The following is a 21,512-nucleotide window of genomic DNA, read 5'->3' as shown; positions in this document are numbered from 1 at the left end:
TCTCTTCCTCGGATACCCTCATGCAATCACGCCGTCCTGTGCCCGAACAAGCCACACGCCTCGCTGCGCTGCGCGCATTCTGTGACAGAGCGTTGGATGACTACCCCGAGCTCAGCCACTATGACGAATTCGAGCCCGATTTTTGGGACGGCATCGACGTCCTGCGCATCGCCGATGATTGGGTCAGGCAGCATCCAGAGGATGGGCCCAAGGCACTGGCTGATGGTTTTGTGTTCCCGACCGTTTGGGACGATCTGGAGGACCGCCGCGATCAACAGCGTTATGGCCTGCAATATCGACTCTGCGACGCGTGGATCACGGCGCACCCGGATGCCTACGCGCTGGAGCAGATCGGGGCGCGGCTGCAGCACATGCTGCAATTTGCCTTCGAAGACAGTGACTATCCATTGCCCACTGATGAAGATGGCCCTGCCTATTACCGAAGAAGTCCGGACCAGGCCTGGGCCTTCCCCGACGTTCAGGCCTGCATCAGTCGCCTGAGCGATTATCCGCCCACCCCGCCCTGGCAGACTTTCGCCGAATGGTTGCTGGACGGCAGCTGGAACCGCGTGCAGCCCCCTTCCCCGGCTGATGAAGAACAAAGGAAAATCGCCGACGCGTACATCTACGTGCACAAGGAAATCGAGCGCATCGCTCTGGGCCTGCTGGAAGCGGGCCGCCTCGATTACCCGCGCTTCGTCCGGGCGGCCAATACCTGGGGCCGCGCCATGATGTTCTATTCGGACGACGCCGGGCTGGACAGCGATGATGTGGACCTGACTCGGTACGCCGATGAAGATTTCGACGAGGACGATTCAAACAACGAGGCCCCGAAAGACATCGATGATGAGCCGTCCCAGAGTGATGACATCCCCACTGAAGAACCCGCTGCAGTGCCCCCTGAACTGGCGAACTTCACCGTTCGTTACGTCGAGGATGCCCTGGCTGGATTGCCCGATAACGCCGAGAGGCTGGCTGACACCTTCCGCTCGGTCGAGGTGTATCAGACCCGTTGGTTGTTGCAGGCCTTGTCGGTCATCGAACGACTGGGCATGACACCGGATGACCTCGACAGCTTCGGCTACACGGCTGCGGTGCTCCAACCCTTCCTATCGCTTCAGCAATTGCCCAAGCACCAATCGGCAGAGCTGCTCGCGGCGTTGTCCGGCTTTTCAAGAAATACCCTGCTCACCGCCCTGCCCTACGCCGGACAAGCCAGCCGAGTGGTGCTCGACGCGCTCGGTTGGAGTGATCTGCAAGCCTTCCAGCGTGAATACCTGAACATTGCCCTGGCACCTCGGTCCGGCTGGGGCACCGACCTGCCCAATACATTGGATGAAACCGTGGGCGTGGTGGACCGCTACCTGCTGGACAAGGCGCTGGCCGAGGCCGACCCAGGCCACCTGCGCGAGTACCTCGCGGCGCTCGAACCCTCGCACTGGGCGTTTCCCGAGACGCGTGTACTGCTCGACGCCTACCAGGGCATCGGTCGAGCGGCGCTGGAAAAGAAGTTGACCCGCCATGCACAGCCGGCCATGCGCATCTATGGCTTGCTGCCCGTCACGGGGCCGGACGACGTACGCCAGCGCTACCTGACGCTCAAGAAACTGCACAAAGAGGTGCGTAAATACGGCGCTCAGCGACAGGCCAACTCCCACGCAGCGGTGCAGGCAGGCCTGGAAAACCTCGCGCGTGTCGCCGGCTACCCCTCGGCGATTCGCCTGGAATGGGCCATGGAATCGGAGATCGCCGAATCCGCCGTGACGGCCGCTTCCATCGATGGCTATGACGTCACGCTCATCATCGACGGTTTGTCGCCCACATTACACATCTGCAAAGCCGGCAAGACGCTCAAAACCGCACCGCCTGCAATTCGCAAGCACGCAGACTTCGTCGCCCTCAAGACGCAGCAGACCCAGCTCAAAGAGCAAATCGCCCGCTTCTGCCGCACCCTGGAAGCGATGATGAGCAGCGGCGAAACCCTGGCGCTGGACGACCTGAAGCCGCTGTTGAAAATGCCCGCGGTTCGTCTGCTGCTCGAACAACTGATCATGCAGGCCGACGACGCTGCGCTGGGCTGGCTCGATGCCGCAACGCTGACGGTGACTGACCTTGAAGGCCGCCAACACGTCGTTGAAAAGAACCTGCGTATCGCTCACCCTTTTCATCTGTTCACGGCAGGACAACTGTCGGCCTGGCAAAAAAGCGTGGTGACCCATCGCCGGGTGCAGCCGTTCAAACAAGCCTTTCGCGAGTTGTACCTGCTCACCCCTGCCGAGCGAGACACCGGCCTGTGGTCCAACCGATTTGCCGGCCACCGCCTGAAAGGCAAAGTCGCCGCCCGGTTGCTGCAGGTCCGCAACTGGTCGACTTCAAGCGTCGAGGACATCTATTACGAGAGCAAAGAGCACGGCATTTACGCCCTGTTCAACTTTCTGGATACCGGTCACTACCTCTCGGAAACGGAACACTTTACCTTCGACACGATTGCGTTCCACCGCGACCAGAAAGCCCTCCCCCTTGAACAAGTACCGCCGCTGCTGTTCTCGGAAGTCATGCGCGACGCCGACCTGCTGGTCTCCGTGGCCCACGCCGCAGACGACTACAGCACCAGCCACGAAACCGTGCAACGCCGCGCCGAACTGGTCGGCGAGTTGATTCAAGGGCTAGGGTTGCAAAACGTCAGATGCGAAGGGCATTTCCTGCACATTAGCGGCCAGCGTGCGAACTACCGCATTCACCTGGGCAGCGCCGCCATCCATATCGAACCCGGCAACTACCTGTGCATCGTGCCCGCAGGCAGCAACGTCACGGCGTTCTACCTGCCGTTCGCCGACACCGACAGGAAAATGGCCGAGGTGCTGAGCAAGATGTTTCTGTTGCTGGACGACATGAACATCACTGACAGCCTGATACTGGAGCAGATACAGCGCAGCGGCTGATGTTCAAACAGTGAGAACAGATTCACCGGACTCAGCGCTTCGCTTTCGCCAGATCCGCAATCAGAAAATCCCTGAAGGCACACACCGCTGCCGGTAAATTGCGGCCGGCCATGCTTTGCAGTTCGATGCGGCGTGCCTGCATGCCTTCGTCAAGGATCGGTACGCATTGCAGGACCTTGTCCGCCACCTGCTTTTGCAAGGTCATTTCGCTGGCCAGGCTGATAACGCCTTCTTCGCGGACGAAGCTATAGAGCGCCGCAACGTAATTGGTGGTCAACACCGGGTCGAACAACAACCCCTGGACACCGCAACAGATGTCGAACAGCTGCCGTATCGTGGTGTCGGCCTTGGGTAACGCAATGGGCCAGGGCTGCAGCTCAGCGAGGCTGACCGCTTCACGCCCGGCCAAGGGATGGGAATTGGCGACCACGGCAAAAATCGCCCCGCTCATGACGTGTTCGACCTTGATTTCACTTTGCGGCGTCAGGCTGAAGGTCATCGCCAGATCGGCTTCGCCGGAACGCACCTTCTCGGTCGCTTCGGCCGGCGCGCAGACCTCCAACGTGAAATGAATGCCCTGATACTCACGCCTGAACGCGCTGATGCTCCTGGGCATGTATTCCAGTGCAAACCCTTCCGAGCAGGCAACGTGCACATGGCCCCGCTGCAAACCATGCAGCTCGGTAATCTCCAGCACCACCTGCTCGGCCTCAAGCTGCGACTTGCGCGCATAGGCCGCCAGTCGCGCCCCCGCCTCGCTGAGCACCATGCCTCGGGCACGACGCTCGAACAGGCTGGCGTCCAGAGCCAACTCGAGCTTGGCAATTTGTCGGCTCACCGCTGAGGCTGCGACATTCAGGCGCATCGAGGCTTCGCTGATCGATCCGCATCGCGCGACTTCCAGAAAATAACGCAGTGCCGTGGACTGCACACCATACAGCTGCATCGGCGCCCCCAGGAATTGCCTTTTCGGCAACGCAAGTATCGAAATATTATTCTTGTGGCATTGATAGCCTTTCCCTACATTCGTGTCCAGACCAAAAAAACATGACCTGAGCTTCTCACCCTCCTTTACGCATTTGCGATTCGCTGCCCTTTGATTCAACCACTCTCGCCAACGGAGACGACGGCATGGGCATCAAAGGTTTCGCCTGCAGCATTGCGCTGACAGGCCTCATCAGCAGTTTTCCGGCGCATGCCGGTAAAGCCAACGACACCCTGGTTTACGCTTCCGACAGCGAGCCTGAAAACATCAGCCCCTATCACAACGATTTGCGCGAAGGGGTGATTCTCGGCCGGCTGATCTGGGACAACCTGATCTATCGCGATCCCAACAGCGGCGAATACAAACCCATGTTGGCCACCCGCTGGACCCAGGTCGACGACACCACCCTCGACTTTGAGCTGCGCAAAGGCGTCAAATTTCACAACGGCGACGCCTTCACCGCCGACGACGTGGTGTTCACCCTCAACTACGTGGTGTCGCCCGAAGCGAAAGTCGTTACCGTGCAAAACGTAGACTGGATCAAGAGCGCCGAAAAAACCGGTGACTACAGCGTCCGCCTGCATTTGAAAAAACCTTTCCCTCCGGCACTGGAATACCTGTCCAACGCCGTTCCGATGTACCCCAAGCAGTACTTCGAGAAGGTCGGCCTGGCCGAATTCAGCCGCAAGCCAATCGGTACCGGGCCGTATAAAGCCGTGTCGGTGGTGGCTGGCGAAGGCGTGACCATGGAGATCAACAAGGACTATTTTCCAGACAGCCCACAAGGCAAGCCCCATATCGGTCACCTCAAGTTCCGAGTGATTCCGGATGCGGAAACCCGCCTGGCCGAGTTGATGACCGAGGGTGTCGACTGGACCTGGCGAGTGACCTCGGATCAGGCCGTCGACCTTAAAGGTATGCCGAACCTGACCGTGACCAGCGGCGAAACCATGCGCATCGGCTTCCTGATTCTTGATGCTCGAGGCACCTCCACTGAAAACTCGCCGATGAAGCACCTCAAGGTGCGTCAAGCCATCAACCATGCGATCAACCGCAATGCGCTCGCCACGCAATTGGTGGGGGGCGAAGCCAAGCCCTTGCAGGTTGCCTGCTATCCAGGCCAGTTCGGCTGCGATACCTCCGCGGCCACGGTCTACAACTACGACCCGGCCAAGGCCAAGGCGTTGCTCGCCGAAGCCGGTTACCCCAATGGCTTCGAGACAGAAATCTTCGCTTATCGCGACCGTGATTACGTCGAAGCCATCATCGGCAACCTGCGTGCAGTGGGCATCAACGCCAAGCTGCGCTACTTGAAGTACGCCGCCCTGCGCGATCAACAACGTGGCGGCAAGGTGCCCATGTCGTTTCAGGCCTGGGGCTCGTTCTCGATCCTCGACACCTCGGCGTCGGCCGGCACCTGGTTCAAGGGCAACCCGGACGACAACATCAAAGACCCACAAGTCCAGGGCTGGTTGCAGACCGCTGACAACGCCCTCGACCCGCAATTGCGCAAGGACAACTACCGCAAGGCGTTGCAGCGCATCAGCGAACAGGCGTACTGGGCGCCGCTGTTCAACTACTCGATGAACTACGCCTACACCTCCGAATTGGCGTTCACGCCCTATCCGGATGAACTGCCGCGTTTCGTTCAGTCCAGCTGGAAGTAATCCGCCACCGAGCGGATTGATCGAGAGGTGCCGTGGCTTGCGGGCTCACCCGCACCACGGACACGTCCTCACACCTGTCATCCATTGGATATGAGGAAACTTGCCATGCTTGGATTCCTTTTGCGCCGTCTGGGCATCGCTGTTTGCGTCGCCATTACCGTGTCGGTGATCAGCTTTTCTCTGTTGCATCTGTCCGGCGACCTGGCCACGGCCATTGGCGGACCGGAAGCCACCAGCGAACAGATCGAACAAATCCGCGTGCAATACGGTTTGAACAAACCGCTACCGACCCAGTACTTCAACTGGCTGGGCGACTTGCTACGGCTGGACCTGGGCAACTCTTTTTTCTTTCAGGAGTCGGTCTACAACCTTGTCGCCAGCCGCTTGCCAATCACCCTCGGGTTAGGTGCCCTGGCGCTGGGCATCGCCTTGCTGGTGGCGATCCCACTGGGCGTGCTGGCCGCAGTCAAACGCGACACCTGGGTCGACCGACTGGCCTTGAGCATTGCGGTACTGGGCCAGGCAATGCCCAGCTTCTGGTTTGCGCTGATGTTGATCGTGGTATTCGCGGTGACGCTCAAGTGGCTGCCGGTGTCCGGCAACTCAACCCTGCTGCACTTCGTCATGCCGGCCATTGCCTTGGGCTACTACGCGACGCCGGCAATCATGCGCCTGACCCGTGCAGGCATGCTTGATGTGCTCAGTTCCGATTACATCCGCACGGCCCGCGCCAAGGGCCTGCGCCCTGCCCGCGTGTTGTTCAAGCACGCACTGCGCAACGCCTTGATTCCGGTCGTCGCGCTGGCGGCGGTGGAGTTTGGCTTCATGCTCGGCGGTTCGGTGGTGATCGAAACCGTGTTCTCCCTGCAAGGCATCGGACAACTCGCCTGGGACGCCATCGCCCGTGATGACTTTCCAGTCGTACAGGCCGTGGTCCTGCTGATTGCGGTGATCTACATCATCCTTACCTTGCTGGCCGATGTGCTCAACGCACTGCTCGACCCGCGCATTCGCGTGCGCTAGGAGGTTTACATGAGCACCCCAACGACCCTCACAATCAATGACTACCTGCCACCCCCCAGCAGCCTGAGCCGAGTACTTGGCAAGAGCTTTCGTCATCGTGGTTTCGCCATCGGCACGGTGTTGTTGCTGATCATCTTCACCGGCGCACTCTTCGCCCCGTGGCTGGCGCCTTATGACCCTTATGCGCAGGACGTGATGCTGCGTATGAAACCGCCGGCATGGATGGCCAACGGCACCTGGGAATACGTCCTGGGAACCGACAAGCTGGGCCGTGATTACCTGTCGCGACTGCTCTACGGCGCACGTATCTCACTGTTCATCGGCATCGCGGCGGCGCTTATTTCCGGCTTTATCGGCACGGTCATGGGGCTGTTGGCGGGTTACTACGGCGGCAAGGTCGATGCGTTCATCAGCTACCTGATCACCACTCGGCTGGCGATGCCCGTCGTGATGGTCACGCTGGCCTCGGCCTCGTTGATGGGCGGCTCGCTGAAAGTGGTGATCGTGCTGCTCGGCTGCCTGCTCTGGGATCGCTTCGCGGTGGTGGTCAGGGCTTCGGTGCAACAGATTCGCGATGCTGAATATGTGGCCTCGGCCCAGGCGCTGGGTTGCTCGACCCTGCGCATTCTGGTCAGCGAAATCCTGCCCAATCTGGTCGGCGCGCTGATCGTCGTCGCGACGCTGGAAATGGCCCACGCGATCCTGCTGGAGTCGGCCCTGTCATTCCTCGGGGTGGGTGTGCAGCCGCCGACGCCGTCCTGGGGTTTGATGATCGCTGAAGGCAAACCCTACATGTTCTTTTCCCCGTGGGTCATCGCCATTCCCGGCGTCGCCCTGATGATTCTGGTGCTGGGCATCAACCTGGTCGGCGATGGCCTGCGCGATCTGATCCTGCCCGACGGCCGCAACTGATCGACGGCCGTAACTAATTGAAGGTACCGAACATGGCACTACTCCATGTAGAAAACCTGCGCGTGGATATCCCCATGGGCAACAGCCCGACGCCGGATGACATGCTGCATGCAGTGCGCGGCCTGACCTTTGAAGTCGAGCGCGGTGAAATGTTGTGCATCGTCGGCGAATCCGGCTGCGGTAAATCCTTGACGTCGCTGGCGCTGATGGACCTGTTGCCACGCGAAGCCAAACGCACGGCGTCCCGGCTGATGCTGGACGGTATCGACATGATCGGCCAGAGCGAACGGCACATGTGCGACCTGCGCGGCAACCGTCTGGCGATGATCTTCCAGGAACCGATGACCTCGCTGAACCCGGCCTACAGCATTGGCGATCAACTCAGCGAAGTGCTGACCCGGCATCGCAAGGTGTCGCGCAAGGATGCCCTGCTTCACGCCGGGCGGATGCTGGAGAAAGTCGGTATCAGCAATGCCACCGAGCGCTTGCGTCAGTATCCGCATCAACTGTCTGGTGGTTTGCGCCAGCGGGTGATCATTGCCATGGCGTTGATGTGCGAACCGGACCTGATCATCGCCGATGAGCCAACCACCGCATTGGACGTGACCATTCAAGCGCAGATCCTGCGCTTGATTCGCGACATTCAGAAAGAACTCGGCCTGGCGGTGATCTTCATCACCCACGATCTTGGGCTGGTGGCACGGATCGCCGATCGGGTCGCCGTGATGTATGCCGGGGAAATCGTCGAAACCGCCCCTGCCCTGCAACTGTTCGAGAACCCGCAGCATCCGTACACCCGTGGTCTGCTGGCCAGTATTCCAATCCCTGGCCAGACCAAACCGGGTGAGGCCCTGGGTTCGATTCCAGGCCTGGTGCCAAGCCTGGTCGGCGAACAGCAAGGGTGTGCGTTCCGCAATCGTTGTGGTCAAGCGATACCGGCCTGCGCGCAAGACATCCCCGAAGTCGAGCAGGACGGACACATGGCGCGCTGCCTGTTCGCCGCACCGGCCCCGGCACCGATTCGCCTTCTGGAGCGCGCAAGGTCATGAAAAAAGAAATCACGTTGGAGCTGTGTGACATCCGTCGCGAGTTTCGGATCAACCAGGGCTTTTTCAAACCCGCCGCCATCCTGAAAGCCGTGGATGGCGTTTCCCTGCGTCTGATGCGTGGCGAGACCCTCGGTCTGGTCGGTGAGTCCGGTTGCGGAAAAAGTACCCTGGCAAAGCTACTGCTCGGTCTGTTGCCGCCTACCAGCGGCGATGTGCTGGTCAATGGCAAGCATCTGGCGGCGACGGATCGCAAGGCGATGTCCCGGCACATTCAGCCGATATTCCAGGACCCGGTATTCCTCGCTGAACCCACGCAAGACGCTGCGCGAAATCATTACCCTGCCGCTGATCGTGCATGACATCGGCAGCCCCGCCGAGCGGCGCAAGAAGACCGAAGCGATGCTTGATGTGGTCGGCCTGCCCAAGCGGGTCATCGACAGCTACCCGAGTCAGTTGTCCGGTGGACAACGCCAGCGGGTCGCGATCGCACGGGCGCTGATCATGCGACCCGATGTGTTGATCTGCGACGAACCCACCTCGGCGCTGGACGTGTCGGTGCAGGCGCAGATTCTCAACCTGCTGCAAGACCTCAAGCGCGAATTCGGGCCTGACCTATCTGCTGATCAGCCACAACCTCGCGGTCATCGAACACCTCGCCGACCGGGTAGCGGTGATGTACCTGGGGCGCATCGTCGAAGAACGTACGCGCGAATCGTTGTTCGCCGAACCCGGCCACCCTTATACCCGCGCCTTGCTGGATTCGGTGCTCACGCCCGATCCGCGCCTGGGCATTCCCGATATCGGCCTGCACGGCACCTTTCCCAATCCGATGTCACCGCCGTCCGGTTGCGCTTTTCACCCGCGCTGCCCGAGCTGCTTCGCACCGTGCAAAACGGCCTACCCGGCCAATGATTCAATTATCGGCGGCAGCGTGCGTTGCCACCTTCACGACAATCCTGCCCAAACACTGGAGCTTGTCCACTCATGAGTCGTTCATTGGCCATCAGCAACACCACCGCGCAATTCGACAACGGTGCCTTTTTCAATCTGCTCGAACGCAGCGTCGCCTTGCACACCGAAAGCCAGGCAACGGACAGCCAGCCCGAGTTGTATCGCTACCTCAATGACTTCATCACCCCGCATGTCGAGGCGATGGGCTTCAGCGTCAAGATCTATGACAACCCGGTGGCAGAGCGTGGCCCCTTCATGATCGCCACGCGCATCGAGCATCCCGAACTGCCGACGGTACTGAGCTACGGTCACGGTGATGTGGTGCGGGGCTATGAAGCCCAATGGCGTGAAGGCCTATCACCGTGGCAAGTCACGGTCGAAGGCGATCGCTGGTACGGCCGCGGCACAGCGGATAACAAAGGCCAGCACCTGATCAACCTGACCGCGCTGGAGCAAACGCTCAAGGCTCGCGACGGCAAGCTGGGCTTTAACGTCAAACTGCTGCTGGAAATGGGCGAAGAAGAAGGCTCGCCGGGCTTGAACGCGTTCTGTGCCGCCCACAGCGAAGCGCTCGCGGCGGATATTTTCATCGCCTCGGATGGCCCGCGCCTGGCGGCCTCACGACCGACGATTTTTCTCGGCTCACGCGGGGTGTTCAACTTCGAGCTGGTGGTCAATTTGCGCGAAGGCGCCCATCACTCTGGCAACTGGGGCGGGTTGCTGGCCAACCCCGGGATCATTCTGGCCAATGCCATCGCGAGCATGGTCGATGAACACGGCCGGGTGAAAGTGGCAGGCCTGCAGCCCGAAACATTGCCAGAGCCGGTGCGCCAGGCTCTGGCCGATATTGAAGTGGGTGGCGGGCCGGGCGATCCGCAAATCGACGCCAACTGGGGTAACCCGCAGCTCTCGCTGAGTGAAAAGGTGTTCGGCTGGAACACCCTCGACGTCATCGCCTTCAAGACCGGCAACCCGGACGCCCCCGTGCATGCGATCCCCGGCAAGGCCAATGCCCATTGCCATATCCGCTTCGTGGTGAACAGTGACTACAGGACCTTCATCCCGGCTGTGCGTGCCCACCTGGACGCCCATGGCTTCAGCAATGTCGAGGTCAAGCAAAGCCGCATCGATGTGATGCATGCCACTCGGCTGGACCCGCAAAGCCCGTGGGTCAATTGGGCACTCAACTCCCTGACACAGACCACCGGCAAAAAACCTGCGCTGCTGCCCAACCTCGGGGGCTCGCTGCCCAACGACGTGTTCGCGGACGTGCTCGGCCTGCCAACCTTGTGGGTGCCGCACTCGTACCCGGCCTGCTCACAACATGCGCCGAACGAGCACTTGCTGGCACCGGTGGTCAAAGAAAGCCTGCAAATCATGGCCGGGCTATTCTGGGATCTGGGCAACGACGCGGCACGCCTGACTCAGGAACATCAGTTACGGGAGCAGGCGCAATGAGCGCTACGCCACAACAGGCGCTGGACTGGCTTGCTGACCAGCGCGACGCCATGGAATCGCTGCTACAGCGTATCGTCGACACCGACTCCAACAGCTATGACAAGGCGGGCGTCGACGCGGTGGGCGCGCTGCTCGCGGAAGAACTGGAAGCCGATGGCATTCTGCTCCAGCGCATGCCGGTCGATGGTTTTGGCGACGTGATGCTCGCCGAAGTGCCAGGCGCCTATGGAAAGCCAGTGCTGTTGCTGGGCCATCGCGACACGGTGTTCCCCAAAGGCACTACCACGACGCGCGGCTACAGCTGCGATGGCAACCTCGCCTATGGCCCCGGCGTCGCCGACATGAAAGGCGGCCTGGTGCTCAATTGCTTCGCGCTCAAGGCACTCAAGCGCGCCGGTCAGTTGCCCTATCCGGTGCAGGTCCTGTACACCGGTGACGAAGAAATCGGCTCCGGCAGCGCCAGAACCCATATCGAAAAAGCCGCCCGTGGCGCGCGTGCCGTGCTCAATACCGAACCCGGCCGGGCCAGCGGCAATGTGGTCAGCGCACGCAAAGGCGGCGCCACGCTGATCATCGAAGTCAGCGGCCGCGCGGCGCATGCCGGGGTCAATCATGCCGACGGCGCCAGTGCCATCGAAGCCCTGGCACGCAAGATCGTCAAGCTCCACGCCTTGACCGATTACGCGGCAGGCATCACCACTAACGTTGGCCTGATATCCGGTGGCACGTCCAGCAACACCGTCGCGCCTAGCGCCAGCGCGCGGCTGGACGTTCGCTTCATCGAACTCAAGCACTGGGATCAGATCCTTACCGCGATCCTGGCCATCGTCGCGGAAGAAGAACTGATCGGCACCCGCGCCATCGTCAAGGAAGCGACCACCTTTCTGCCGATGGAGGCCTGTCACAGCGAACGGCTGCTGCACCTCTACCAACAAAAAGCCCTGGCACTGGGTTTCAGCGTTGAGGGCGAGTTCACCGGTGGTTGTGCCGACTCTGGATTCACTGCCAGCCTGGGTATTCCGACGCTGTGTGGTCTTGGGCCGGTGGGTGGCAAGGTCCATACCGATCGTGAGTATCTGGAACTGGATACGCTGGTGCCTCGGGCTCTGGCGTTGGTGGCGACCATTCTGGCTGTTTGAGGTAATGGGGCTCGCCTTTTTCAGGATGGTAGTGTGTATATCCGTTGCTGCGGTAACGGCTGCTTAGGGTTCCGCCCTTACGGCGGGTCACTTTTGAAGAGCGCAAAAGTAACCAAAACGCTTTTGCCCCACCACTTGGTGCCTCGCCTAGGCTCGGCATGCCCTCACTCCGGCATTGCTCCGTGGGCCCGCCGCGAAGGGCCATCCATGGCCCAGCGCGGCTATCCCGGCATCCATGCCGGGATGCCCACTCCACAATGCCTGCGTTCGGCCAGCGTGGTTTAACGGGGCCTCAAGATCAAGATCAAGATCAAGATCAAGATCAAGATCCAAAGCAAGAGCAGAGCAAGAGCGGGGCATATGCCGGCATCTATGTGGCTGAGCCACCGCTATCGCGAGCAAGCTCGCTCCCACACTGGATCTTCAGCGAATACAAAATTCATGTGCACCTAACCCCCCTGTGGGAGCGAGCTTGCTCGCGATGACGCCGGCACATCCAACATCACCGCAAGCTGACACACCGCCTTCGCGAGCAAGCCCGCTCCCACAGGAAAAACGCGATCCCAACCAGAACCAGGTCGGCTGTTAGGCCGCCTCGTGGTGGACGTTGATCTCGGACGCCCCGTTAACCACGATGGCTGAACGAAGGTGTTGCGCAGTGGGCAACCCGGCATGGATGCCGGGTTAGCCGCGCTGGGCCATGGATGGCCCTTCGCGGCGGGCCCACGGAGCAATGCCTTCGTTCAGGCATGCCGAGCCTAGGCGAGGCACCGAGTGGTGGGGCAAAAGCGTTTTGGTTACTTTTGACTGGGCCGGCTTCCGGGCTCTTCAAAAGTGACCCGCTGTAAAAGCGGAACCATAAGCAGCCGTTACCGCAGCAACGGATATACACACCAACCCTGAAATCAAGCATCCCAAGGGACTACCGCGTCAACGTCAATGGCATAACGCTCAATAGCCTCGGCACAGACACTGGCGTCCAGACGCCCCTCATGCACCAATGCAGTCAGCGCACTCAAGACAATCTGGTGGCGATCCACTTCGAAGAACCTGCGCAACTGGTCGCGGGTATCGCTACGGCCAAACCCGTCGGTCCCGAGTACCGTGTACCGGACATCAAGATAACTGGCGATCAACTGCGGCAAGGCGCGAACGTAGTCCGTGCAGGCAATGATCGGCGCCGAGTCGTTGAGCGACGCCTGCAAATGGCTGCAGCGCAAAGGTTGTCCAGGATGCAATCGATTCCAGCGCTCCACTTCCCGGGCATCACGTGCCAACTCGGTGAAGCTGGTCACGCTCCAGACCTGACTGTCGATACCCCAATCGCTCGCCAGCAACTCGGCGGCGGCAATCACTTCGCGCAGGATGGCGCCGGAACCCAACAACTGAACACGCCCACGCGCCCCCTCGACTTCATACCGGGCGAACCGATACATGCCTTGGATAATGGCCTGTTCGACGCCTTCAGGAAGGTTGGGCTGCGGGTAGTTCTCGTTCATCAAGGTGACGTAATAAAACTCGTCCACCTGACGCTCCAGCATCTGGCGCATGCCGTGATTCAGGATCACCGCGAACTCGCCGGCGAATGCCGGATCGTAAGCCCGGCAATTGGGGACCATCGCCGCCATCAGATGACTGTTGCCGTCCTGGTGCTGCAGACCTTCGCCCCCCAATGTCGTGCGGCCTGCGGTGGCCCCGAGCAGAAAACCGCGGGCCCGCTGATCCGCCGCCGCCCAGATCAGGTCGCCGATGCGCTGGAAGCCGAACATCGAGTAATAGATGTAGAACGGCAGCATCGGCAAGCCATGTACCGAATAGCTGGTCGCCGCCGCAACCCAGGAACTGATCGCCCCTGCCTCGCTGATGCCCTCTTCGAGAATCTGGCCGTCCAGCGCTTCCCGATAGCTCAGGATCGAACCGATGTCTTCCGGCTCATATCGCTGCCCCACGCTGGAGTAAATGCCGATCTGCTTGAACAGGCTGGCCATGCCGAACGTACGCGCTTCATCCGCCACGATCGGCACAATGCGCGGGCCCAGTTGTTTGTCCCGCAGCAAACCACTGAGCATTCGAACGAACGCCATGGTGGTGGACATTTCCTTGCCTTGGGCACCGATGGCAAACCCGCCATAGCTACTGACGTCAGGCACCGCCAATGGTTCGGCAGTCGCAGGGCGCGATGGCATGTACCCACCCAATGCACGACGACGCTCATGCAGATAGCGCATTTCAGCACTGTCTTCAGCGGGTTTGAAGAAGCTCAACGAGGCGGCCTGTTCATCGGTCAACGGCAGGTTGAAACGATTGCGGAACGCGATCAGCGCCTCCCTGTCGAGCTTCTTCTGCTGGTGCACGGTCATCTTGCCCTGCCCTGCATCGCCCATGCCGAAGCCCTTCTTGGTCTGCGCCAGAATCACAGTGGGTTTGTTGCCTTCGAGCAGCGCGCTTTGATAGGCGGCGAAGATCTTCACCATGTCGTGACCGCCACGCTTCAGGCGGTCGATCTGTTCATCAGTCAGGCCCTGTGCCAACTGCGCCAACGCCTCGTTCTGACCAAAAAAATGTTCACGGTTAAAGCGCCCGTCTTTTGCCGCAAACGTCTGGAACTGCCCATCGACGGTGCTGGATAACGCCTTGACCAGTGCGCCATCTGTATCGCGCGCAAACAAACTGTCCCAGTCGGACCCCCAAACCAGTTTGATGACGTTCCAGCCTGCACCACCAAACAACGCCTCCAACTCGTCGATGATGCGACCATTGCCACGCACCGGCCCGTCCAGCCGTTGCAGGTTGCAATTGACCACCCAGACCAGATTATCCAGCCCTTCCCGTGCGGCCACCGTCAGTGCCGACATGCTTTCCGGCTCATCCATTTCCCCGTCGCCAAACACGCCCCAGACGGTTCGCCCGGCGTTGTCTTGCAGGCCGCGATGCTCCAGGTAACGCATGAAACGCGCCTGGTAGATCGAGCTGATCGGACCAATGCCCATGGAGCCCGTCGGAAACTGCCAGAAGTCCGGCATTAACCAAGGATGCGGGTAACTCGACAACCCTCGGGCCCCCTTGGCGCGTGCGCCGATCTCTTGGCGATAATGCAGCAGGTCCTGTTCTTCCAGGCGTCCCTCGAGGAACGCCCGAGCATAGACCCCTGGCGCCGAGTGCGGCTGATAGAACACCAGATCGCCACCGCGCCTTTCGGTTCGCGCTTTGAAGAAATGGTTGAAGCCTACTTCGAACAAATCCGCCGCGCTGGCATAACTGGCGATATGGCCGCCCAATTCGCCATAGGCGTGGTTGGCCCTGGCAACCATGGCCAACGCATTCCAGCGCATGATCGAGGCCAGCCGCTCTTCGATGGCCAGGTCCCCTGGAAATACCGGCTGGCGCTCGACACCGATGGTATTGATGTAAGGCGTGCCATGGCTGGGCCGCCAACCGAGGTCCGAGGCGCTTGCCACCGCCACTAGCATGTCGAGGATCTGCTTGGCCTGTGCCGTGCCGCTATGGGCGATAACCGACAGCAAGGCGTCCCGCCACTCAGCAACTTCTTGAGCATCTTCAGTGCTCTGGCCCGGCCATTGGGCATGAATATCGGACAGGTTCATGGGCATCTCCTGCAAATGTCGGGCAACGCTTCAAGGTGGCGCGAATAGCTCAATCGGGCGAGTTTTTTGACGTGCTCTACCGCATCAATGACGGAGCGCTCGGCCCAGTTGCCTTGCCCTATCTGGTAGATGCACGGATGGCCAATGGAAAGATTGTTTAACAGATACTCCTCAAGTACACCGCAAACGAGAAAGCTGTAATCACACCCCGTTACGTGTACTTCAACACACCTGTCAGTCCCGATATCCGGAGGTTCAACCTGCACCAGTGCAATATTGTCAAAACAGCTGAAGCCATGATGCATCAGATCAATATGATCACTGTCCATTGCGGACACTACGACAACGATGTGCGTACAGTTCGAAGGCTCACGCATCCACTTCATGGTTTTAGAACCACAGTCGTCAGATCGGCTCATGGGTTTGGCCTTTCTATTTGGGTATTCGATTCAGCCATGAATGGCGATGACTTTTGTCAGCTGAAACAGCGTTCCTGCAACCCGCTTTTCACCAGTGTCCGCGTCACCGATAAAATCTCTTCCACCTGTTTATCGATCGCTGCATGGGAGGCTGCGTCTCCCAGTTTGAGGACACGCAGTGGGTGACCGCAGACTGATCCCAGCCAGGTGAAACGGGGTATCGGGCTGGCTTCGACATCCAGTAAAAAACAGCCTTTGGATACGCCGTGCAGCAGTTGGCCGGCCCGGCAGGTGGTCGCCGGCGCCGACGCTATTGGGTGGGACCCAAATTGCAGCCAGTCGAGCATAAACGCCCTGGATTGCTGGACCACCAGATAAGCAACCTGGTCCCAGTCGTCGATCTCCATATGCAACTGGTCAATCATGTATTTGGGCAAAGCGGCGCTGGTCACGATGACGACCCGGGTATCGGCCAGCGGTTCTTTCACCCAGATTGCAGACTGCGATATCGCATGCATGGTGGTACTCCCGGCGTGATTCGTGAGCCTGGCTGACATAATCCCTTGTGGGAGCGAGCTTGCTCGCGATAGCGATTGTCAGTTACTTCTGTAGACACTGAACCAACGCAATCGCGAGCAAGCTCGATCCCACAGGGGCTCCCACAGGAAACTCCAAGCAGTTCTACGCTTAGCCGTTACGAAACAGGAAGCTGTAGGCATTCAGCGCCGGTGCTCCACCCAAGTGTGCGTAAAGCACTTTGGAACCTTCGGGAAATTCACCACGACGCACCATTTCAATCATGCCATGCATCGATTTACCTTCGTACACCGGATCTGTCAGCACCCCTTCAAGGCTGCCGCACAGCCGGATGGCTTCCAACGTACCTTCGTTGGGCAAGCCATATTCCGGGTAGGCGAAACGCGTATCGAGCACCACATCCTCTTCCGTAATCTCGCGACCCAGCTCCACCAGCTCAGCCGTGTGCCGGGCGATGCGCAGGATCTGTGCCTTGGTCTGTTCCGGCTTGGCCGAAGCATCAATACCAATCACATGCTTGGAACGACCGTCAGCCGCGAAACCGACAACCATGCCCGCCTGCGTACTACCGGTCACCGAGCAGACCACGATGTAATCAAACTTGAAGCCCAGTTCTTTTTCCTGCTGCCGTACTTCTTCGGCAAAGCCGACGAAACCGAGGCCGCCATACGGGTGCTCGGAACAACCCGCCGGAATCGGAAACGGTTTGCCGCCCTGCTCCACGACATCGCTCATGGCCTTTTCCCAACTTGGCCGGATACCAATATCGAAACCTGCTGCGTCAAGCCGCACGTCAGCGCCCATGATCCGCGACATCTCGATGTTGCCTACCCGGTCATACACCGCGTCGGAATAGTTCACCCAATTTTCCTGCACCAATACGCACTTCATGCCCAGGTGGGCAGCGACCGCAGCGACCTGGCGAGTCTGGTTCGATTGAATGCCACCGATGGAAACCAGCGTATCGCAGCCTTGCTCGAGCGCTTCGGGAATGAGGTATTCGAGCTTGCGTGTCTTGTTCCCACCAAAGGCCAGGCCACTGTTGCAGTCTTCACGTTTGGCATACAGCTCCACCTTGCCCCCCAGATGTTTACTGAGGCGCTTCAAAGGCGTGATGGGAGAAGGACCAAAGGTCAACGGATAACGTTCAAAACGATTCAGGTTCATGACTCTGCTCCTTGATATGGGATATCCAAGCGCCAGACCGAAAGGGAAAAGACCGCATTCCAGGCTCTTTCCGGAGGGGCTTCGATGAGTTCAATATTAAGAAAAATTCGAAAAATATGTGTTGCAAGTTTCCATCAATTGGAAAAATATAATTTCCATGAAGGCACATCAAACATACTTTTAATGCGTGGAATTCAATATGAGAGCAACAAACGCTCACAAGAACCCGGGCGCTACGGTCCCGGTGCCGCATCCACTGGATCGAACCGACCGCGCTATTCTCAAGGTCCTGCAACGGGATGCCTCCATCTCCAACGTGGCGCTCGCAGAGAAGGTGAAACTGAGTGCCCCGGCCTGCCTCAGGCGCGTCGAACGACTCAAGCAGGTCGGCCTGATCAAGAACATCGTCGCACTGCTGGACAATGAAGCGCTGGATGCGGGGATGGTGGTCTTGATCGGTGTAGTGCTGGACCGCTCCACACCGGAATCCTTCGCCGCATTCGAGGCGGCCGCACAAAAAGTGTCCGGCTGCATGGAGTGCCATGTGGTGACGGGGGAGTTCGACTACTTCATGTTGCTGCGCACCAAGGACAGCAACAGTTTCAACCGGCTCCACGCGGAGCAATTGCTTTACCTGCCTGGGGTTCGTCAGATTCGCTCGTTCATGGGGTTGCGCCAGGTCTTGTCGACAACCCACATCCCCCTTTGAGGCTCCACTCAGGTCGCCTTGACCCACAGCCTCAGCGCCAACCTTTTTGTAATGGATTGGGGCAGGCGCAGAAAAACTGACACGACTGAATGCGTTGGCAATCCAGCTGCTAAGCTCAATTTCGCTCCAGACCACAACCAATAACAATGTTAAAGAAAGGTAAGGCAGCATGGCCACGGCACAGTCTCCGGCAACGTCCGCGAAATGGCGCTTCAAGTTAGGCATCGCCATTCTTTGTCTAATGCTCACGTTGTGGTTGTTGGTGCCGCTGGCCGCGGCCGCGGATGTACCCCGCGCCACCATCGCGGCGATCACCGGCGCCCTGTTCATCATCAACAAGGTGCTGTTGCTGCTGGTCATCGCCGTGATGGGCAAGGCGGGTTTTCAAGAGCTCAAGCAGCATGTGTTCAGCTATGTGTCAGGCCTTGTGCCCAGCGCTGAACAGGAGGTCAGCGTCACCCGCCACCGGATTGGCCTGGTGATGTTCTGCTTGCCGCTGGTGTGCTCCTTTCTCGAACCCTATGTTGATACCCTCGCGCCCGGTCTGCGCCCCAATAGCTGGGCATTACAACTGCTCGGCGATGCACTGCTGGTTGGCAGCTTCTTCGTACTGGGTGGCAACTTCTGGGAGAAATTGCGCGCGCTGTTTATCCGCACCGCACGGGTCACGGCCACTGACCCGGTCTGAGCCAACGCCCCGGATCGCCTCTCCCCGGCGCGCTGCCAGTTTTTCTTGAGTTGCCATGACTTACAGGTGCCGACATGCCCGAAACACAGAACTCGCCAGTTTCCGTCGAACCTGAGCGCCAAACTGAACCGCCTCCTGAAAAGCCTGCGCCAGCCAATCCGCTGCGGCGCATTGCGCTAGGCGCCGCGGTGTTGATCGCCGTGCTGTTTACCCTCTCCATTATTATGGAGCGGCGCACGCCCTCGACGTCGCAAGCCGTGGTGCAAGCCTATGTGGTGGAAATGGCTGCCGAGGTGGGTGGCCGTGTGACAGAGATTGCGGTGCTCGACAATGCCCGGGTGAAGGCCGGCCAGGTGCTGTTTCGTATCGACCCGCAACCCTACAAGCTTGTCGTCAGCGAAGCTGAAGCACGGCTGGAGGAAACCGGCCAGACATTGGGTGCCAGTACCGCCTCGGTGGATGCCGCCCAGGCACAGCTGGTGTCGGCGCGTGCACAGCGCGACAACATACGCGAGCAAGCCCGGCGAGTGAATCAATTGGTCGAGCGCGGTGTGTTCGCCCCCGCCCGCCAAGATGAAGCCAAAGCTTCGCTGAGCTCCGCCGAGGCGGCCGTGAGCAAAGCCCAAGCCGACCTGGAACGATCGCGCCAGCAATTAGGGCCCAAAGGCAACGACAACCCGCAATTCAAACAAGCCCTGGCGGCGCTGGAAAAAGCCCGGTTAGATCTGGTGCGTACCGAAGTCATTGCACCGGCCGATGGCGTGATCACCCATCTCCAGCTCGCCGTTGGCCAGGTCGTCAGCGCTGGCCAACCGGCACTGACCTTCATCGACAGAACTACCGTATGGGTGTCTGCCGCCTTCAAGGAAAACAGCCTGGAACATGTGCAGGCTGACGACCCGGCGGAACTGGTGTTCGATGTATTGCCAGGTCGCGTGTTCAAAGGCCGCGTTGAAAGCGTGGGTTGGGGCGTCGCGCAACAGGACAGCAGCAACGCAGCCCTGCCCTCGGTGCGCAACGAGAGTGGTTGGGTGCGCGACCCGCAGCGCTTTCCAGTTCGCCTGATAGTGGAGGAACCTCACCCGATCGGCCCGCGTTATGGCTCACAGGTAACCGTGGTGATCTATACCGATGACAACCCCATGACTAACGCACTGGGGGCATTCATGACACGCCTGGGCGCCTGGCTGAACTATGTCAATTGATCGGCAAGTTGCGCTGGAGCTGCTGCGAATCAAACGCCAGGGATTGCGCGTCGCCCTGGCAGTGACCGTGGGCTTGTGCACGGGTCTGCTCCTGGACGACATTTTGCCTTTTCTCGCGCCGCTGTTCGCCATCCAGTTCCTCTTGGCCAACCGCCGTGCGCCAGCGCTATCTCAGGGATTGACAACGTTGCTGGTGTGCATGCTGGCCGGCGCGCTGCTGGTGTGTATTACCGGCATGCTCGGTGAGCGGCCGTGGGTGCTCCTGCCGGTGCTGTGGCTGTTCTATTTCGCCTGTTTTACCGCGCAAGGCCAACAACTGGGCGGCGCGGGACCGGCGCTGATGCTGGTCATTGCCATTGTGGTGCCGACGCTCGATATCGTGCAGCCTGATCTGGGCGAGTCCATCGTGCTAGTGCTGGTCAAGGCGGTCAGCCTGGGTTTGCTGCTGACTTGGGGCGCCCATGCGCTGCTGCCCGACCCTGCAAGTGAACACACCGACCCGCAAATCCCCCAGCCACGCGAGCTGACGCGGGTGATTCATCAGGCCATGGCCAGCGCGGCGATTCTGCTGGCCATGATTGCCCTGTGCCTGAGCGACCCGCGACTGGCCACGGCGATGGTCGTCCCCATCACGGTGGCCTCGTTGCTTAGCCAGTTTTCCCTTGGCATGAGCAGCCGCACCGCCCTTGGCCTGGTGATGGTCAACCTGCTGGGCGGGGTGGTGGCTTCCCTGGCCTTCACGCTGTTCGAACTGCGGCCGACCCTATGGCTGGTGGCGCTGATCCTGCTGCTGGTAAGCCTGCTGTTTGCCGGCCGAGCCGCCATGGGTAACGCCGCTGGCAAAGTATTCGGCGGGGGGCTCATGACCTTCCTTATTCTGTTCGGGCTCGGTGTATCACCGTTGCCGACAGAAACGCCCCAGCTGTTTTCCACCCGTATTGCCTACGTGCTATTTGCGGTTGTCTATGCCATTGGCCTGGCCACGCTGCTGTGGCCAAGCACCCATGCCGGCCGAGGCGACCAGTGCCCAGCGCAGCCGATCGTCGACCAGTAGTC

General features: G+C 59.9%; 16 protein-coding genes and 1 pseudogene. 12 read left to right on the top strand and 5 right to left on the bottom strand.

What is annotated here, in order from left to right; translation table 11 throughout:
- Window positions 1–20: 20 nt before the first annotated feature.
- Window positions 21–2,942, top strand: coding sequence for a DUF4132 domain-containing protein (locus PSH84_RS16430; protein ID WP_305470597.1), 2,922 nt, complete (start codon window positions 21–23; stop codon window positions 2,940–2,942).
- A 31-nt stretch (window positions 2,943–2,973) separates the two neighbouring features.
- On the opposite strand, the gene PSH84_RS16425 is transcribed toward PSH84_RS16430, so the two are convergent.
- The gene (locus PSH84_RS16425) at window positions 2,974–3,888 is read right to left on the bottom strand and encodes a LysR substrate-binding domain-containing protein (RefSeq protein ID WP_305470596.1); all 915 of its coding nucleotides are present in this window, start codon (window positions 3,886–3,888) and stop codon (window positions 2,974–2,976) included.
- A 185-nt stretch (window positions 3,889–4,073) separates the two neighbouring features.
- Here PSH84_RS16425 and PSH84_RS16420 point away from each other — a divergent pair, with 185 nt between their 5' ends.
- From PSH84_RS16420 to PSH84_RS16390, 7 genes and pseudogenes are all read left to right on the top strand, one after another.
- Complete coding sequence (locus PSH84_RS16420) at window positions 4,074–5,594, top strand: ABC transporter substrate-binding protein (RefSeq protein ID WP_122568324.1); 1,521 nt, start codon at window positions 4,074–4,076, stop codon at window positions 5,592–5,594.
- Window positions 5,595–5,699: 105 nt separating this feature from the next.
- On the top strand, window positions 5,700–6,617 hold the full coding sequence (locus PSH84_RS16415; RefSeq protein ID WP_122568323.1) for an ABC transporter permease: 918 nt from the start codon (window positions 5,700–5,702) through the stop codon (window positions 6,615–6,617).
- A 9-nt stretch (window positions 6,618–6,626) separates the two neighbouring features.
- A complete protein-coding gene (locus PSH84_RS16410; RefSeq protein ID WP_305470595.1) occupies window positions 6,627–7,529 on the top strand; it encodes an ABC transporter permease in 903 nt (300 codons plus the stop codon).
- 32 nt (window positions 7,530–7,561) lie between these two features.
- Window positions 7,562–8,578, top strand: a complete 1,017-nt coding sequence (locus PSH84_RS16405) for an ABC transporter ATP-binding protein (protein WP_305470594.1) — start codon at window positions 7,562–7,564, stop codon at window positions 8,576–8,578.
- Window positions 8,575–9,566 (top strand): annotated as a pseudogene (locus PSH84_RS16400) (ABC transporter ATP-binding protein). The gene PSH84_RS16405 and the pseudogene PSH84_RS16400 overlap by 4 nt, the downstream one beginning before the upstream one ends.
- A complete protein-coding gene (locus PSH84_RS16395; RefSeq protein ID WP_122568319.1) occupies window positions 9,563–10,987 on the top strand; it encodes a M20 family metallopeptidase in 1,425 nt (474 codons plus the stop codon). The pseudogene PSH84_RS16400 and the gene PSH84_RS16395 overlap by 4 nt, the downstream one beginning before the upstream one ends.
- The gene (locus tag PSH84_RS16390) at window positions 10,984–12,126 is read left to right on the top strand and encodes a M20 family metallopeptidase (protein WP_305470592.1); all 1,143 of its coding nucleotides are present in this window, start codon (window positions 10,984–10,986) and stop codon (window positions 12,124–12,126) included. The genes PSH84_RS16395 and PSH84_RS16390 overlap by 4 nt, the downstream gene beginning before the upstream one ends.
- 905 nt (window positions 12,127–13,031) lie before the next feature.
- Here the strand turns inward: PSH84_RS16390 and mdeB are convergent.
- The 4 genes from mdeB to PSH84_RS16370 all read right to left on the bottom strand — a co-directional run bounded on the left by mdeB (window position 13,032) and on the right by PSH84_RS16370 (window position 17,854).
- Entirely contained in the window at window positions 13,032–15,731 is a 2,700-nt protein-coding gene (mdeB, locus tag PSH84_RS16385; protein ID WP_305470591.1) for an alpha-ketoglutarate dehydrogenase, read from the bottom strand.
- Window positions 15,728–16,150, bottom strand: a complete 423-nt coding sequence (locus PSH84_RS16380; RefSeq protein WP_305470590.1) for a hypothetical protein — start codon at window positions 16,148–16,150, stop codon at window positions 15,728–15,730. The genes mdeB and PSH84_RS16380 overlap by 4 nt, the downstream gene beginning before the upstream one ends.
- A gap of 56 nt (window positions 16,151–16,206) precedes the next feature.
- The gene (locus tag PSH84_RS16375) at window positions 16,207–16,668 is read right to left on the bottom strand and encodes a transketolase (RefSeq protein ID WP_122568315.1); all 462 of its coding nucleotides are present in this window, start codon (window positions 16,666–16,668) and stop codon (window positions 16,207–16,209) included.
- A gap of 169 nt (window positions 16,669–16,837) precedes the next feature.
- Window positions 16,838–17,854 carry a 1-aminocyclopropane-1-carboxylate deaminase gene (locus tag PSH84_RS16370; RefSeq protein WP_122568314.1) on the bottom strand — a complete coding sequence of 339 codons (1,017 nt, stop codon included), beginning with the start codon at window positions 17,852–17,854 and terminating at the stop codon, window positions 16,838–16,840.
- A gap of 199 nt (window positions 17,855–18,053) precedes the next feature.
- On the opposite strand from PSH84_RS16370, the gene PSH84_RS16365 reads away from it, so the two are divergent.
- The 4 genes from PSH84_RS16365 to PSH84_RS16350 all read left to right on the top strand — a co-directional run bounded on the left by PSH84_RS16365 (window position 18,054) and on the right by PSH84_RS16350 (window position 21,510).
- The gene (locus PSH84_RS16365; protein WP_163006837.1) at window positions 18,054–18,563 is read left to right on the top strand and encodes an Lrp/AsnC family transcriptional regulator; all 510 of its coding nucleotides are present in this window, start codon (window positions 18,054–18,056) and stop codon (window positions 18,561–18,563) included.
- Between the two features lie 169 nt (window positions 18,564–18,732).
- A complete protein-coding gene (locus tag PSH84_RS16360) occupies window positions 18,733–19,251 on the top strand; it encodes a transporter suffix domain-containing protein (protein ID WP_305470589.1) in 519 nt (172 codons plus the stop codon).
- A gap of 74 nt (window positions 19,252–19,325) precedes the next feature.
- On the top strand, window positions 19,326–20,456 hold the full coding sequence (locus tag PSH84_RS16355; RefSeq protein ID WP_305470588.1) for an HlyD family secretion protein: 1,131 nt from the start codon (window positions 19,326–19,328) through the stop codon (window positions 20,454–20,456).
- Window positions 20,446–21,510, top strand: a complete 1,065-nt coding sequence (locus PSH84_RS16350) for a DUF2955 domain-containing protein (RefSeq protein ID WP_305470587.1) — start codon at window positions 20,446–20,448, stop codon at window positions 21,508–21,510. The genes PSH84_RS16355 and PSH84_RS16350 overlap by 11 nt, the downstream gene beginning before the upstream one ends.
- The last annotated feature ends 2 nt before the right edge of the window (window positions 21,511–21,512 follow it).

Source organism: Pseudomonas beijingensis (assembly GCF_030687295.1).
Lineage (GTDB): Bacteria > Pseudomonadota > Gammaproteobacteria > Pseudomonadales > Pseudomonadaceae > Aquipseudomonas > Aquipseudomonas beijingensis.
Note: the sequence above shows the minus strand (reverse complement) of the source record. Positions and strands in the feature narration are given on the sequence as shown.

What these genes read in the sequence shown, in the direction of transcription:
- PSH84_RS16405 (WP_305470594.1), top strand. Translation starts at nt 7,562, where the DNA reads ATGGCACTACTCCATGTAGAAAACCTGCGCGTGGATATCCCCATGGGC.
- PSH84_RS16390 (WP_305470592.1), top strand. Translation starts at nt 10,984, where the DNA reads ATGAGCGCTACGCCACAACAGGCGCTGGACTGGCTTGCTGACCAGCGC.
- PSH84_RS16370 (WP_122568314.1), bottom strand. Translation starts at nt 17,854, where the DNA reads ATGAACCTGAATCGTTTTGAACGTTATCCGTTGACCTTTGGTCCTTCT.
- PSH84_RS16395 (WP_122568319.1), top strand. Translation starts at nt 9,563, where the DNA reads ATGAGTCGTTCATTGGCCATCAGCAACACCACCGCGCAATTCGACAAC.
- PSH84_RS16420 (WP_122568324.1), top strand. Translation starts at nt 4,074, where the DNA reads ATGGGCATCAAAGGTTTCGCCTGCAGCATTGCGCTGACAGGCCTCATC.
- PSH84_RS16415 (WP_122568323.1), top strand. Translation starts at nt 5,700, where the DNA reads ATGCTTGGATTCCTTTTGCGCCGTCTGGGCATCGCTGTTTGCGTCGCC.
- PSH84_RS16355 (WP_305470588.1), top strand. Translation starts at nt 19,326, where the DNA reads ATGCCCGAAACACAGAACTCGCCAGTTTCCGTCGAACCTGAGCGCCAA.
- PSH84_RS16365 (WP_163006837.1), top strand. Translation starts at nt 18,054, where the DNA reads ATGAGAGCAACAAACGCTCACAAGAACCCGGGCGCTACGGTCCCGGTG.
- PSH84_RS16380 (WP_305470590.1), bottom strand. Translation starts at nt 16,150, where the DNA reads ATGAGCCGATCTGACGACTGTGGTTCTAAAACCATGAAGTGGATGCGT.
- PSH84_RS16360 (WP_305470589.1), top strand. Translation starts at nt 18,733, where the DNA reads ATGGCCACGGCACAGTCTCCGGCAACGTCCGCGAAATGGCGCTTCAAG.
- PSH84_RS16430 (WP_305470597.1), top strand. Translation starts at nt 21, where the DNA reads ATGCAATCACGCCGTCCTGTGCCCGAACAAGCCACACGCCTCGCTGCG.
- PSH84_RS16375 (WP_122568315.1), bottom strand. Translation starts at nt 16,668, where the DNA reads ATGCATGCGATATCGCAGTCTGCAATCTGGGTGAAAGAACCGCTGGCC.
- mdeB (WP_305470591.1), bottom strand. Translation starts at nt 15,731, where the DNA reads ATGAACCTGTCCGATATTCATGCCCAATGGCCGGGCCAGAGCACTGAA.
- PSH84_RS16410 (WP_305470595.1), top strand. Translation starts at nt 6,627, where the DNA reads ATGAGCACCCCAACGACCCTCACAATCAATGACTACCTGCCACCCCCC.
- PSH84_RS16350 (WP_305470587.1), top strand. Translation starts at nt 20,446, where the DNA reads ATGTCAATTGATCGGCAAGTTGCGCTGGAGCTGCTGCGAATCAAACGC.
- PSH84_RS16425 (WP_305470596.1), bottom strand. Translation starts at nt 3,888, where the DNA reads ATGCAGCTGTATGGTGTGCAGTCCACGGCACTGCGTTATTTTCTGGAA.